Genomic DNA, 14,306 nt, shown 5'->3' with positions numbered 1-14,306 from the left:
TGTTCCCTTCCCCCGCTCGCACGGTGTTGTTGCAGTATGACCCCGCCGGTAACCTTGCTAAACGGGAAACATTAACTGATAGCTATCAGTACCAGTGGGATAACCTAAACCGCTTATTGGTGGCGTCGAGGCAACCGAATCAACTCGGCCTTGAAATGGGCTTGCAAGCGAACCAAGTTCACTTTACCTACGACGCACTTGGGCGTATTAGCCGTGAACAAACGGGCGATGATATCGTCGAATTTGCTTACGATGAACTCAATAACCTGAGTCGTCTGACGTTACCTCAAGGTGACAGCCTCAACTGGCTCTATTACGGTTCTGGACATGCCACTGCCATCAATCACCTTGTTGAGGGTACGCCACACTTAATCACCGAATTTGAACGAGATGACCTGCACCGTGAAATCAGCCGTACCCAAGGTACTCTGACCCAATATCGACAGTACGATAAACTGGGACGGACAATAAGCACCTTCAGCTCACGCGATAAACAGCACCCACTCAACGGTATTGCCTCATCACGAAAATGGTTCTATGACGAACAAGATAACCTTGGCGCGATGGAAGACCATTACCGGGGCTGGGTGGAATATCTATATGACTCTGAGCAGCGACTGAAAAAAGTCGCTAGTGGCGAAAATAGGGACGCCATGCTGTTCTATGACCGTGCCGATAATCTGTTAGAGCGACCTCAATCAGAAATCGAGGCTCAAATCCCATCAACGCCAGCTCTAAGCCCACAAGGGGATAGGCTACTTCAATTCCAAGGCTGGCAATATCGCCATGACTCCTATGGTAACGTGATTTCACGCGGAAATCCCAACCAAGTCAAACAAACTTATCAGTATGATGGGGATAACCGTTTAGTTATCGCCCAGACTAGTGACATGAAAGCTCAGTATCACTACGATGCACTGGGTCGCCGGATTCATAAAGTGGTTGAGTCACGGGCTCACGGCACACTGAAACGACACGAAACCCATTTTGTGTGGCAAGGACTACGATTGCTGCAAGAGCAGGATATCAATACGGGTAAATGTCAGACCTATTGCTACGAAGAACACGGCAGTTATACTCCCCTAGGCGTTATCGTGAAGCAACCCGCAGGCTACCGTTATTACTGGCACCACTGCGACATTAACAGTGCCCCACTTGATGTCACCAATGCACAAGGCAATACAGTATGGTCAGGGAAATATGAACGTTTTGGTTTTGTTCGCAATAGTCCATTAAGTTTCTACTCCGACCCTGAACGTAAAATGGAGTCCTTCGAGCAGAACTTACGCTATGCCGGACAGTATTTTGACACTGAAACAGGGCTGCACTTTAATACCTTCAGATTCTACGACCCACAGATAGGCCGTTTTATCATGCCTGACCCGATTGGGTTATTGGGTGGGATAAATCTATATCAGTATGCTCCGAACCCACTAGGATGGATTGATCCTTGGGGGTTAACTGCTGTTGATGCTCCCGGATATTATGTTTATGGCTTGTTCGATTCAGGCGCAAAAGAGCCTTATTATGTTGGTATTACTAATGATATTAATAGACGAACGATCGAACATGCTGGTACAGGTCGGTTAACGCCGGGAGCAGGAATGAAAGTACTTGATGAAAATATTAACTATGGTCAAGCTCGCGGCTATGAGCAGTATTATATTGAAAAATATGGTACGAGAACAGGAACTATCGGAGAAGATATATCGTCAACTAACCGAGGTAACAAATACAATTCATTTGACCATAACCGGACTGATACACGTGCTGATGCTTTTAAAGAAGCTTATGACAGTAAGACTAAAAGTTCTGGAAAAGTCGGAGGGAAATGCTAATGAGTGATTTTAAATTTTGGGGATGGAATAAAAAACCACGAACGATGCTGAGATATGTAAAACCCGGAGATATCTTTTGTTTTCAATTGAATAATGAAAAATATGGTTTTGGACGAATTATTTCAAAAATCATGACAGGCCATGTAGCTGAGATTTTCGATTTCTTTTCATCTAGTCCAACTATAACCGAAGACAATATAAAAAAATCTAAAAGAAAAATCGAACCCGTTGTAATCGATACTTACGGGTTATTTGATAGAAAAGGATATCCCAATAGTGACTGGAGGATCATTGGGCATCAGAATAACTACACCCCTATTAATGTAGAAGGGGTATATTTTACTTTCGGGATTGGTAATTCATGCAAAAAAAAGGACATTTTCGATAATACTTATTCAATATCTGAAGAAGAAGCAAAAAAACTCCCCGAATTAATCCCTTATTCTGATTATCATATTAAAGAATTATTAGGAGCTATCTAAACTTAACTCAGATGCTCTACCTGCATATTTTTCATAACTACCAGCAGGGGCAACCCTGCTTTTCAATATTTGCCTTACAGATATCAGCACTTTGAAATAACAATGCACTGGATCGCCGGATTCATAAAGTGGTTGAGTCACGGGCTCATGGCAAACTAGAGCGACATGAAACCCATTTTGTGTGGCAAGGACTACGGTTGCTGCAAGAGCAGGATATCAATACGGGTAAATGTCAGACCTATTGCTACGAAGAACACTGTGGTTTTACATTTAATTTCTTTGTAGCAAAACCCTAAATATAGCATATAATGCGTAGCAAATAGGGCTATATAAGAAGGAATACATAACCTTATGCTCCCCTCTTGCATCGTAATAATTGCTAAATAAGTTTAATAAGCATAAAAACCCAATTCTATCAAAAAAATCCATTTTATTTGATAGATTCAATTAAATGAGTACACCGCTGAGTACAAAACCAAAAACCTAAAGTTAAATTATTATAAATCAAGAAATTACACCTCTAGTTCAGGTTTAATGTGTAAACCGACTTTTAATTTTTAAGTATCACTCCATAATAAAACAGCATAAAATTCATAACATTAACTGGGTTTTATGCTGTTTTTGCCATTCTGAGTTTTATAATACTTCGCTATTGATTAGATCTTGATGTAAGTACAATACATATATTTTTTATGAAGATAATCCTCTTTGCTTGCGAACAAATTCGGATTGGAAATAAGAAAAGCATTGTTCAATCTAGAGAGATTGTAGAGTGAAGCACTTTCCCCTAACAACATGAAATCGTTATTGTATGGATTACAAAAGAATAGAAAAAATTATTTTCGGCGGTTAACACTTAGAAGGTTGAGTTTATTTAGGAAAACTCAACCTTCTGACTTTAATTATTTAAAAACTTCAATAAGGTGAGTTTTGTATTCACGAATATACTTTTCAACATCCGTTTCTTTGATTACATCATTAACCATAAAAGTTGGAAATTTTTTCAATCCTAGGAATTGCTGTGATTTGTGAAAGGCAAAATAAACACCATCTACACCACGGCCATCAAAAAAGTTATCAAACTCTTCAAATGCATCAATTGGTGCATTCCAAGTCACTGAAAGCATGTATTTTCTTCCATGCAGTAATCCCCCTGTACCATATTGTTTTTTTGGATCTTGTCGGGTACGTCCATCATTTGCATACAAATAGCCATGCCCGAGGGTATAAACATCATCCATATACTTTTTTACTGTCCAAGGCATCATCATCCACCAACCCGGCATTTGATAAATTATGGTATCTGCCCAAAGAAATTTTTTAATTTCATCTTCCACGCTGTAGCCTGATTCAATATACGTTTCTTGAATAGTGTGCCCTAATTCACTTAAGCTATTTTTTGCTACATTATGTAAAGTACGATTGAGTTGGCCGGCAGAATGTGCAAATGTTTGCCCGCCATTCAGAAGGAGAATTTTCACTGGTATTGCCTTATTCATTAATTGCTAAGTTGTATTTAGGCTAACAAACTAAAATAAAGATAAAAAGCCAAGTCATGCCAATCCATTAGTTACCCACTTGACATACTCAGATTAATCTTTCATTAAATAATGGAAAAACGATACTATATAGGTTAAAAATCATACCAAAGCCGCAATTTAAAGTTAAAACTATAACATCGAACGATTATTGATTTTTTAGCAAAAGTCTATTGAATTTATTGCTATTTTCGTCAGTATCATTAGCGCGTATTCTCTATTGCATACAAATTATTAATGAAATCTAAGAGAGATAACATAATGACTATTCCTGTAATCGGCGTTGGTACATTCCGTTTAAAAGATGATGTGGTAATTGATTCAATAAAAAATGCGTTAGATGTTGGTTATCGAGCTATTGATACTGCGCAAATTTATGACAATGAAGCCGCTGTTGGGCAAGCTATTGCTGAAAGTGGTGTTTCTCGAGATGAACTTTATATAACCACAAAAATTTGGATTGAGAATTTAAGTAAAGATAAACTCATCCCTAGTTTGAAAAAAAGCTTAAGTGACTTACAAACTAATTATGTTGACTTAACACTCGTACACTGGCCATCTCCAAATGATGCTGTTTCTGTAGAAGAGTTTATGCAGGCTTTATTGGAAGCCAAAAAACAAGGATTAACTCGAGAAATTGGTATTTCTAATTTCACCATTCCATTAATGGAAAAAGCAGTTGCCGCAGTTGGCGCAGAAAATATTGCGACAAACCAAATTGAATTATCACCTTACCTACAAAACAAAAAAGTTGTTGAGTGGGCAAAACAACATAATATCCACATTACATCTTATATGACGTTAGCATACGGCAAAGCATTAAAAGATGAAACTATCGCGCGTATTGCACAAAAACACAATGCAACACCCGCTCAAGTGATTTTAGCTTGGGCTATTGGTGAAGGATATTCTGTTATTCCATCATCGACAAAGCGTGAAAACTTATTAAGTAACTTACAAGCAACGCGATTACAATTAGACAGTGATGACAAAACTGCCATCGCAAAATTAGATTGTAATGATCGCTTAGTTAGCCCTGAAGGTTTGGCGCCAAACTGGGACTAATTGTTTCCCGTATTTTCAGAAGCCATAATTCGTTATGGCTTCTGAATTTCTGAAATATATTGAGTTAAACTATCAATAAAAACGCGAATACGTTGACTAACTACGCGGTCACTGTAATAAACCGCATGAAATGGCAAAGGAATAGGTTGTAACTGTTCTTTTAATACTTCAATAAACTGCCCACTTTGAATGTCTTTATTGACCATAAAGTCAGACAAACACGCAATTCCATTGCCAGCCAAGCAAAGCTGCCTTAACGTTTCCCCACTATTTGATGATATTCCATCAGTTACTTCAATTAATTGTCCATCTACAGTTTTAACTGGCCATATATTTAATGAAGCAGGTTCCGTAAAAGTGAGACATGTATGGTTGAAGAGATCTTGAGGCTGTACAGGTTCGCTATATTGCTCAATGTAGTCTGGTGAAGCAATAATCTTACGATAGCTATTAAACAAAGGGCGAGCTCGTAAGCTAGAATCATTGAGTTGTCCAGCACGTATCGCAACATCCACTTTTCGTTCTATTAAGTTAACAAAAGTTTCTGATGAAACCAAAGATAAATGAATATCAGGATATTGTTTACGAAAAATAGAAGTGAAAGGAATTAGGATATGCAACACAATTGGTGTTGCTGCATCAATCCGCAATAAACCTTTTGGTGAGTGCTGTGCTTCATATAATTCATTCTCTGCCTCTTGCATTGCCTGTAAAATAACTTTCATCCGCTGAAAATAGAGTTCACCTTCTGTAGTTAAGTCAATTTGTCGAGTTGTACGGTTAAGCAAATTGACACCCAATTTTTCTTCTAACTTTTTGACGATTCGGCTCACAGCTGAATTTGCCAAATTGAGCTTATCCGCTGCTTTACTAAAGCTTTTTTGCTCTACTACTTCAATAAATACACGAGCTTCTTCGGATGTTGCTTTCATAATAGTTTTCTTATTAAAGATAAATGATCAAACAGATGATGGTTTATAGTAGCAGAAATCGAAGTTCAAATGGCATGTAAAGTAACATTGCACATCATTCGATTAAGATATTCATCAATAATAAACCACTATATAATTCATAATATTGTCTCAAGTCTATGCTATTTATTTTTCATTGTGTTTCTTAACAACCTCAATAAATTTGGTGATTAAGATATCATACAAAAAACCTAAGAAGTTTTATTAAGATCCATATCACTATTGGTTCTTTAATATTTCCCTCGACAAAGCATTCCATGCTTGTGCTTTTCGAGTTTGAGAACTATTTTTTAATGTTGCCAGCGCTAATTCATAAGAAAGAACAGGTTCAATCACTGGAATGATTGATACCCCATCTGCTCTGGTTTTATTCCACATGCTGCCTGGCAGCAATGTGATACCAACCCCTGCTCTCACCATCGCGGTGACTAAATCAAGATGACTACTACGACCTGCAATTATCGGTTTCTTACCATAAAGACCACAAGCACTAGTGACCAATTCATTAATTCGGAAATCATCTGAGAAAAAAATAAATGGTTCATTAAGCAGTTCAATAAATTTGACTAAATGACGCTGTGCTAAAGGATGTTGTTCATTAACTAATAACATAAGGCGGTCAGTGGAGAAAACATGTAAATCAAAACGCTCATCATCAAGTGGTAGCATCACCGCGGCAGTTTCCACATCACCATTTAACATCGCATCCATCATTTTTCGCGTCCCTAATTCAATAATTTTTAATTCGACTAAAGGATAGCGTTGACTGAAAGCTAATATGATATCGGCAAAATAAGTTGAAGCGATAACAGGCGGTAATCCCACATGTAAAACCCCTTCTAATGGACCTGATTTTTCCTTTAATGCCTTATTCATTTGGTTGAATTGCTCAAGGATCTGTTTAGCATGGATCAGTAATATTTCCCCTTCATCAGTAAGACTGACGCCATCAACCTCTCTAATTAATAATTTATAACCAAGCTCTTGTTCAAGTTTTTTAATACTTCGGCTGATCGCCGGTTGGGTAACAAATAAACTGTCTGCGGCTCGGCTAAATCCATTGAATTGCACAACTTCAACAAAATAACGCAGTGAACGCACATCCATATCTTATCCCGCTATAAATTTTAGTTATAGATAGAATAATTATAAATAATTTCCTTACAAGTAATATTCACGCTAAAACTAATAATAACTAGAATTATTAACCGTTGAATTATTAGAGGTGATATAATGAAGACAGTTATTGAGCACGTTTTAGCCTGTTTATATGATATTGGGATCCATGACGTTTTTGGTGTGGCCGGAGACTATGCATTTCCCATAGAAGACGCTATCTGTGAAAGCGAAAACATGCGTTGGATCGGCAACTGTAATGAACTCAATGCCTCATACGCCGCAGATGGCTATGCACGAATTAAAGGTTGCGCCGCACTATCAACAACTTTTGGCGTGGGTGAATTAAGTGCTTTAAATGGTATTGCTGGTTCATACGCAGAACACTTGCCAATATTCCATTTAGTGGGGATGCCAGCAAGTGGAGTACAAAAAAATCATAGACTTGTGCATCATACGCTCGGCAACGGTAACTTTGATGTGTTTTATAAAATGAGCCAACATATCAGTTGTGCGCACGCAATCCTAACACCAGAAAACTGCATCGCCGAAACCAAACGTTTAATTACTACCGCGCTTAATGAACGTCGTCCTGTTTATATTGGGCTCCCCTCTGATTATGCGGTTATGCCTGTTGTTACTGATAAAAATACTGATGCTATAACTATGCATAAAAGTAATAGCGAGTCATTATCAGCAGCCGTTACTGCTATTCTAGAAAAACTAAATTCAAGCAAAAAAGCCTGCCTAATCCCTGGGATCCTAAGTGCTCGTTTAGGCTATGCCAATGATGTTCAAAAAATTATAGATAAAACAGGGCTCCCATACGCCACTATGTTTATGGATAAAAGTATAGTTAGCGAATCAAATGCAACCTATATGGGTATCTATAACGGGAAATTGATGAATCCAAAAGTAGGCGAATTTGTTGAAAGCTGTGATTGTATTATAGGAATTGGTGCCGAATTGACTGATTTTAACTCAGGTAGTTTTACTGCAACAATCCAACCTGAAAATCGCATTAATATTCTTGCGGATCATGTCAAAGTCGGTTCTGCCGTTTATCCACAAGTTTATATGAAAGATATATTGGAACAGTTAAAACAACATGCTCCTTCTTTGCAACACCAAGGTATTAAAGCCGAAGGACTTGGCGAGCCAATTCAGGGAAATGATGGAAAAATTACCGCAACCTATCTCTATCCTAGACTTGAAAAAATGTTTCGAGAAGACGATATAATTATCGCTGAAACAGGCACCGCTTCTATGGGACTGGGTTTCGCACGACTCCCTCGTAACGCTCAATTTCACAACCAAACGCTATGGGGTTCAATTGGTTGGGCGACCCCTGCTGCTTTTGGTGCCGCCATTGCAGCTCCTAACCGCCGAGTTATCCTAATTACGGGTGAAGGTTCACATCAACTCACAGCTCAAGAAATTAGTCAGTTCGCTCGTTTCGGGTTAAAACCCATTGTTTTAGTACTAAACAATGATGGCTATTTAATTGAAAGATTACTATGTAACAACCCTGAAGCTTATTATAACGACTTGCCAAAATGGAACTATGCGCAATTGCCTGAGGCACTTGGTTGCCAAGATTGGCACTGCGTACAAGTCACTACCTGTGATGAATTAAATACTGCAATAACCATTGCTGAATCAATAGATACTGCATCCTATATTGAAATCGTTATGGACAGATACGCAGCATCTGAGCTAGCACAAAAACTCGGTAAATCGAGAGGATCACTGTATTCATTTTAAATAATCCGCGTTAAGCCATTGGGAGCAATCACACATCGCCACCAATGGCTTTACTTAAATAATTTACATAACTTACTCAAATACTATGCCAACATCATTTCTTGATGCTGTCAGTATTTTGGAAACAATTATTGCCAATTCAAGTAGCTCATGGCACTTTACAAATTGTTTAGAGGCGATTTGATCACGAAAAAATGCAAACTCAAAAATCATAAAGTTTGTATGTTCATTTTGGCTTACTTTTGTCACTTGACCATCAATACAAGCTTCCACTGACTGGCAAAGGCTTGGAGCACCTTCTACACGTATATAACCTTTTGTCCCTTGAATAATGAAATAACCTGGACTTGCTGAATCTTTCGCGCCAGTGCACGTCGCAACCGTTGTACCAAATTGGCATGTAACGACCCCCGATGTATCGATGCCATTATGCCCTTTATTACAAATGTAATGACGACTATCAGGCTCTCCCATCAGTGCAGCTAATACATAAATATTATAAAGATTAATATCATACAGAGCACCACCAGCTTGCTTTGGATCGAATGCCGCATGAACATTACCCAGTAAATAATCATCATATCGGCTAGAATATTGTGAATAGTTACCTTGGATCACTTTGATATCACCAATTTTTTCCATATTTTGTTGTATAAATTGGAAGCCTGGGGTGTGTATCGCAGTAATGGCTTCAAATAGATAAAGCCCTCGCTGATGAGATAATAGGACAAGTTCTTGTAGCTGCTGCCATTGTGGAGTAAACGGCTTTTCACAAATAACATGTTTATCAGCCATTAACGCCTTGTATGTATAGTCATAATGCAAATGATTAGGTAAACCAATATAGACCACCTCAATTTGAGGGTCTCGCAGTAACTCTTCATAGTCGCTATACAATTTATTAATGCTAAATTGCTGGCAGATTGACTTACCTTTTTCAATACTTGATGCTCTGACACATAACGCAACGACTTCTATATCTTGCACTTGTGTTAACGCATCAAGTGCAGACATAATAATTTTCCCGGAACCTATGAGTGCTATTTTCATTGGAGTTACCTATTAGTACATGGTCGCTATCATTAAAAGGCTTTAGTGATCGACATCATGCTATATCCGGAAAAAAAAGTCATAATTTATCACCAGCTTCCCGATGCGCCGCCCCCGCCACTAGAGCCACCGCCGCCGCCACTCGATGAGGAGCTAGATGAACTACTCGATGAACTGCTAGATGAGCTGCTATACGAACCTGAATAATCCGATTCACGCCTTGATGAACTAGATGAATATAACGATTTTGTATGAACAATGTCATATCCTGCAATCAAAGCCCATTCCTTTTTCTGACGCCTTGCTATAGGTATAGCCAATCCTAATACTCCCAACAATAGCGGCAATATCAATAAGTTTAAAAAAAGATCCAGAAAAACCATAGCCATCACCGTGATTGGCGTTACTTCTCCATCATAGGCAACCTGAACAAAAAATATTACCAATAATGTTAAAACTATCATCATAGGTGCCATATTCGAAAACGTCGGGAAAAAATATTTGTACTGTAAAAAGTCATTTAATCTCATTAACGTTTTTCGTTTGATTTTGTGGCCTCTAGGCTTGTTCGATTTTTTCGATGAAATTTTATTTTCTTTAGCTTTTTTTATATCTTTATTAATTTTTATTTTTCGTGACCGTGTACCAAATACCAAATTATACATATAACTCAATATGAAAATAGCCAAATAAACACCCACAAAAGGCATTTGAAGTACTTTCAAAAATAACACATTATTCGTCGATTCGATATTTTCAATAGGTTCTCCACTCGCAATTTGAATTGCTGCCTCAATACCTGACTTGATACCTAGATAATAATTTTCAGAACGAAAGTTTGGTGTAATATAATTACGAATAATCCGGCCAGCAATAACATCGGAAAAAACGCCCTCATATCCATATCCAACTTCAAAACGGACTCTATGGTCATTAATCGCAACAACTAGCAGCAAACCATTATTTTTCTCTTTGTGGCCAATCCCCCAATGATTAAATGCCCTATTTGAAAATTGTTCTATACTCTCACTTCCCGTTGTAGGTAGTATGTATAATAAAAACTGAGAGCCATCACCACGCTCATTTTCAAAATTAATTAATTGTTCATTTAATGCTTGATACTCATTTTTCGTTAATAGCCTAGCGCTATCGATTACCCTTTCAGTTCCCCAATTAGGGAGCTTAATCTCATCTGCTAATGTATTAAACCCCAAAAAAATAAGAATAAACAAAAAATTACGTAACATTAGTTAAAGTCCACCACAGGAACACGTTTTATAGTCTGTTCATCATTCACATTGAAACTTGCTTTTTCTTGATAGCCAAACTGGCTAGCAATAAGGTTGTAAGGAAATTGCCTTATTAACGTATTATATTCACGAACAGTTTTAATATAATTCCCCCTAGCTACTGCAATACGATTCTCAGCACCCTCTAATTGCACCATTAAATCTTGATATAGTGAACTGGCTTGTAATTCGGGATATCTTTCAGACACAGCCAATAAGCGAGATAAGGATTGTCCTAGTGCTTGTTGTGCATTTTGATAAGTGGCCATCTCGTTTGGGTCGGTTAGCTGCTGCGCGCTAACACTTATTCGACCAATTGATGCTCTCGCATTTGTGACCTCTTGCAATACATCTTTTTCATAATTGGAATAGCCTTTTACCGTACTAATCAGATTAGGGATTAAGTCTGCACGCCTCTGATATTGATTTAATACTTCTGAGGCACTTGCAATGACAGCTTCATCATTCTTCTGAATAGTATTATAATTAGAAATAAAAATAGTAGAAATAACTACAATTAATATTAATAACAAAATATAAAAAATACGCATACTTATTCCTTTAAGCTTTAAAGTAAAAACTAGGATATAATTTTAAATTCTACTGTTCTTTATGAATTATATATCGCTAAGCAGTATTGTTAAATACTCAAAATGATAAAATGACGAATGCAATATAATTAACTCAAAATCATATTGCATGGTCAGAAATTTTATTTTATTCCACTTATGTTTGTTAAAAGGAATTTACACTCCCTTTTACTATTTTAACAGCCGTACTTTAACCGATTTACCTTTAATCTTACCTTGTTGCAGTTGCTTCCACGCATGACGAGCCACAGATTGTTTTAAAGCAACATAAGCATGCGTTGGTTGAATGGTTATTTTACCAATGTCTGCGCCATCAAGCCCCATATCCCCCGTTAGAGCACCTAAAATATCACCGGGACGCATTTTGGCTTTTTTACCCCCATCAATACACAGTGTCGCCATAGTGGCTTCAAGAGGTATGATTGCAATACCAGTAGGGAGCGGCTGCCAATTTAGCTTCATATTTAACATTTCTTCTAAAGCATTAGCTCGCTGAGCTTCTTCAGGCGCACAAAGGCTAATTGCTAATCCACTTTCACCTGCTCGAGCGGTACGACCGATACGGTGGACATGGACTTCAGGATCCCATGACAACTCATAGTTAATCACCATTTCTAATGATTTAATATCTAGCCCACGTGCAGCCACATCCGTCGCGACTAAAACACGGCTGCTACCATTAGCAAATTGTATCAATGTTTGATCACGATCGCGCTGTTCCATATCGCCATGTAACACTAAAACACTTTGATGACTGTCAGACAAAGCATCATAAACAGCTTGGCAATCTTTTTTTGTATTGCAAAAAACAACACAAGAAGCGGGTTGTTCTCGGCTCAATAATTTTTGTAATAAATTAATTTTCCCATTACGTGAAACTTCATAGAACTGTTGCTCAACCGCAGGTAATTCATCCACTGAATTGATTTCAATAGTCATTGGATTACGTTGAATTCGCTGGCTTATCGCCGTGATTGCATCGGGCCAAGTTGCTGAAAACAACAATGTTTGCCGCTGAGTGGGTGCATAATCAATGACTTGGTCGATGTCATCAGCGAATCCCATATCCAACATACGGTCGGCTTCATCTAATACTAATGTCTGTAATGCGTCTAGATTAACCGTCTCTTTATTTAAATGATCCAGTAAACGACCCGGTGTCGCAACAATGATGTGAGCTGCATGGATCAATGAATCACGTTGAATACTAAATGGAACGCCACCGCACAATGTAAGTATTTTAATATTCGGCATATAACGCGCTAAACGACGTAGTTCGTTAGCTACTTGATCAGCGAGCTCCCTCGTTGGGCATAATACAAGAGATTGTGTATTAAACTGTTTAGCATCAATATGCTGTAATAACCCGAGCCCAAATGCAGCAGTTTTACCACTCCCTGTTTTTGCTTGTGCACGGACATCTTTTCCGGCAAGGATCAGAGGTAACGCTGCTTCTTGAATAGGCGTCATAGTTAGATAGCCTAGTTCCGTCAGATTAGCGAGTTGCTCCATAGGAAGCGCGTTAAGTTCAGCAAATGAAGTCACAGTGAAAGTTCCGAATAAAATAAGAAAATAAAGCTATTAGCCCATTATGATACTATTCCTTTCCTAGTGTGTCGTGAAAAATTTGTATCTTGTGTTCATTTATTCACCAAGTGGTCTATTCTGAACCAAACATATCTAGGTAATACAGTTCGACACCTATATTTTATTTAAATAATGATAGTTTATTTTCGATGAGTGTTTTTCACTTCAAAAGTGTATTATTTGATATTTTTTAAATTAGAGGATTAATTTAATTGGTATCAATACTTAGTTATAGCGATAAATGTTTAATAGTAAGTTTAAAATATTGTACATAAACAATATCTAATACATTTTATCATCATAAAGATTAGTAAAATAAATCAATTTAATTCAAGTAATTATATTTTAAATTAAGTATCGACATTACGTGCATCTTGGTTATTATCTTCTATGCTTTTAATTGAGCAGTAATAACACATCGCTATTATGGCAAATAAGGATAGTTTGATTTAACAAGGGGGTTAATATGCAAAAAGATACGATAAAGCTCAGTAAGTTTTTAAGCTATGTTTTACGACATAAACCTGAATCCATAAAGGTCAAATTAGACCCTAATGGCTGGGTTTCTGTCGATACGTTACTCTACCAAGCGAATCAACATGGGTATCCAATAGATCACACCACATTAGAATCTATTGTTGCGACCAATGATAAAAAGCGTTTCAGCTTCTCCACTGATAAAAGTATGATACGAGCGGCACAAGGCCACTCCAGTCAACAAGTCGCAATGGAATTAAGTGAACAGTTTCCACCTCAATATCTTTATCATGGAACAGCTATCCATTTTCTTGAGTCCATTAATCAGCAAGGCTTAATTTCAAAATCACGACATCATGTTCATTTGTCTGATAATGGGTTAACCGCCAAATTAGTTGGCGCTCGCCATGGCCAACCGGTTGTCTTAACCATTGAAGCCAGAAAAATGTTTGAGTCAGGTTATAAATTTTATCTTTCAGATAATCAAGTTTGGCTAACTGATAAAGTGCCATCACAATTTATCTTAGTTTAGCCGCAAA

At 37.6% G+C, this 14,306-nt stretch carries 13 protein-coding genes; 6 read left to right on the top strand and 7 right to left on the bottom strand.

All coding sequences use genetic code 11. The annotated features are described in order from the left end of the window. The 3 genes from SC428_RS04955 to SC428_RS04945 all read left to right on the top strand — a co-directional run. Nucleotides 1-1,838: RHS repeat-associated core domain-containing protein (locus SC428_RS04955; RefSeq protein ID WP_318706153.1), on the top strand; the 1,838-nt coding region annotated here is incomplete at its 5' end. Next, nucleotides 1,838-2,320 (top strand): immunity 26/phosphotriesterase HocA family protein, encoded by a 483-nt coding sequence (locus tag SC428_RS04950; protein WP_214190486.1) that lies wholly within the window; start codon nt 1,838-1,840, stop codon nt 2,318-2,320. The genes SC428_RS04955 and SC428_RS04950, both read left to right, overlap by 1 nt. 128 nt (nt 2,321-2,448) lie before the next feature. Further along, the gene (locus tag SC428_RS04945; RefSeq protein WP_318706149.1) at nt 2,449-2,616 is read left to right on the top strand and encodes a hypothetical protein; all 168 of its coding nucleotides are present in this window, start codon (nt 2,449-2,451) and stop codon (nt 2,614-2,616) included. 606 nt (nt 2,617-3,222) lie between these two features. Here the strand turns inward: SC428_RS04945 and SC428_RS04940 are convergent. Then, complete coding sequence (locus tag SC428_RS04940; RefSeq protein ID WP_318706147.1) at nt 3,223-3,801, bottom strand: NAD(P)H-dependent oxidoreductase; 579 nt, start codon at nt 3,799-3,801, stop codon at nt 3,223-3,225. 318 nt (nt 3,802-4,119) lie between these two features. Between SC428_RS04940 and dkgB the strand changes: the two genes are divergently transcribed. Beyond that, nucleotides 4,120-4,923 (top strand): 2,5-didehydrogluconate reductase DkgB, encoded by an 804-nt coding sequence (dkgB, locus tag SC428_RS04935; protein ID WP_070929674.1) that lies wholly within the window; start codon nt 4,120-4,122, stop codon nt 4,921-4,923. 32 nt (nt 4,924-4,955) lie between these two features. On the opposite strand, the gene yafC is transcribed toward dkgB, so the two are convergent. Continuing rightward, entirely contained in the window at nt 4,956-5,855 is a 900-nt protein-coding gene (yafC, locus tag SC428_RS04930; RefSeq protein ID WP_318706144.1) for a DNA-binding transcriptional regulator YafC, read from the bottom strand. Nucleotides 5,856-6,113: 258 nt separating this feature from the next. Further along, complete coding sequence (locus SC428_RS04925) at nt 6,114-7,001, bottom strand: LysR family transcriptional regulator (RefSeq protein ID WP_140186175.1); 888 nt, start codon at nt 6,999-7,001, stop codon at nt 6,114-6,116. A gap of 123 nt (nt 7,002-7,124) precedes the next feature. On the opposite strand from SC428_RS04925, the gene SC428_RS04920 reads away from it, so the two are divergent. Next, complete coding sequence (locus SC428_RS04920; protein ID WP_318706175.1) at nt 7,125-8,774, top strand: alpha-keto acid decarboxylase family protein; 1,650 nt, start codon at nt 7,125-7,127, stop codon at nt 8,772-8,774. Nucleotides 8,775-8,846: 72 nt separating this feature from the next. Here SC428_RS04920 and SC428_RS04915 read toward each other — a convergent pair whose 3' ends face one another. The 4 genes from SC428_RS04915 to dbpA form a co-directional block, all read right to left on the bottom strand. Then, nucleotides 8,847-9,824 carry a Gfo/Idh/MocA family protein gene (locus SC428_RS04915; protein WP_140179201.1) on the bottom strand — a complete coding sequence of 326 codons (978 nt, stop codon included), beginning with the start codon at nt 9,822-9,824 and terminating at the stop codon, nt 8,847-8,849. Between the two features lie 89 nt (nt 9,825-9,913). Beyond that, nucleotides 9,914-11,071 (bottom strand): TPM domain-containing protein, encoded by a 1,158-nt coding sequence (locus tag SC428_RS04910; RefSeq protein WP_318706141.1) that lies wholly within the window; start codon nt 11,069-11,071, stop codon nt 9,914-9,916. Continuing rightward, nucleotides 11,071-11,664 (bottom strand): LemA family protein, encoded by a 594-nt coding sequence (locus SC428_RS04905; protein ID WP_070929677.1) that lies wholly within the window; start codon nt 11,662-11,664, stop codon nt 11,071-11,073. Before SC428_RS04905 ends, SC428_RS04910 begins: the two co-directional genes overlap by 1 nt. A 210-nt stretch (nt 11,665-11,874) precedes the next feature. Then, nucleotides 11,875-13,248 (bottom strand): ATP-dependent RNA helicase DbpA, encoded by a 1,374-nt coding sequence (gene dbpA, locus SC428_RS04900; RefSeq protein WP_070929678.1) that lies wholly within the window; start codon nt 13,246-13,248, stop codon nt 11,875-11,877. Nucleotides 13,249-13,756: 508 nt separating this feature from the next. Here dbpA and SC428_RS04895 point away from each other — a divergent pair. Next, nucleotides 13,757-14,299: an RNA 2'-phosphotransferase gene (locus SC428_RS04895; RefSeq protein ID WP_070929679.1), complete on the top strand. Its 543-nt coding sequence runs from the start codon at nt 13,757-13,759 to the stop codon at nt 14,297-14,299. The last annotated feature ends 7 nt before the right edge of the window (nt 14,300-14,306 follow it).

The sequence above is a fragment of the Providencia sp. 2023EL-00965 genome, assembly GCF_033550225.1.
Taxonomy (GTDB): Bacteria; Pseudomonadota; Gammaproteobacteria; order Enterobacterales; family Enterobacteriaceae; genus Providencia; species Providencia manganoxydans.
Note: the sequence above shows the minus strand (reverse complement) of the source record. Positions and strands in the feature narration are given on the sequence as shown.

Bases quoted from the DNA above. Each gene is read 5' to 3' on its own strand.
- yafC (WP_318706144.1), bottom strand. From the start codon at position 5,855: ATGAAAGCAACATCCGAAGAAGCTCGTGTATTTATTGAAGTAGTAGAG.
- SC428_RS04915 (WP_140179201.1), bottom strand. From the start codon at position 9,824: ATGAAAATAGCACTCATAGGTTCCGGGAAAATTATTATGTCTGCACTT.
- SC428_RS04905 (WP_070929677.1), bottom strand. From the start codon at position 11,664: ATGCGTATTTTTTATATTTTGTTATTAATATTAATTGTAGTTATTTCT.
- SC428_RS04895 (WP_070929679.1), top strand. From the start codon at position 13,757: ATGCAAAAAGATACGATAAAGCTCAGTAAGTTTTTAAGCTATGTTTTA.
- SC428_RS04950 (WP_214190486.1), top strand. From the start codon at position 1,838: ATGAGTGATTTTAAATTTTGGGGATGGAATAAAAAACCACGAACGATG.
- SC428_RS04910 (WP_318706141.1), bottom strand. From the start codon at position 11,071: ATGTTACGTAATTTTTTGTTTATTCTTATTTTTTTGGGGTTTAATACA.
- dkgB (WP_070929674.1), top strand. From the start codon at position 4,120: ATGACTATTCCTGTAATCGGCGTTGGTACATTCCGTTTAAAAGATGAT.
- SC428_RS04925 (WP_140186175.1), bottom strand. From the start codon at position 7,001: ATGGATGTGCGTTCACTGCGTTATTTTGTTGAAGTTGTGCAATTCAAT.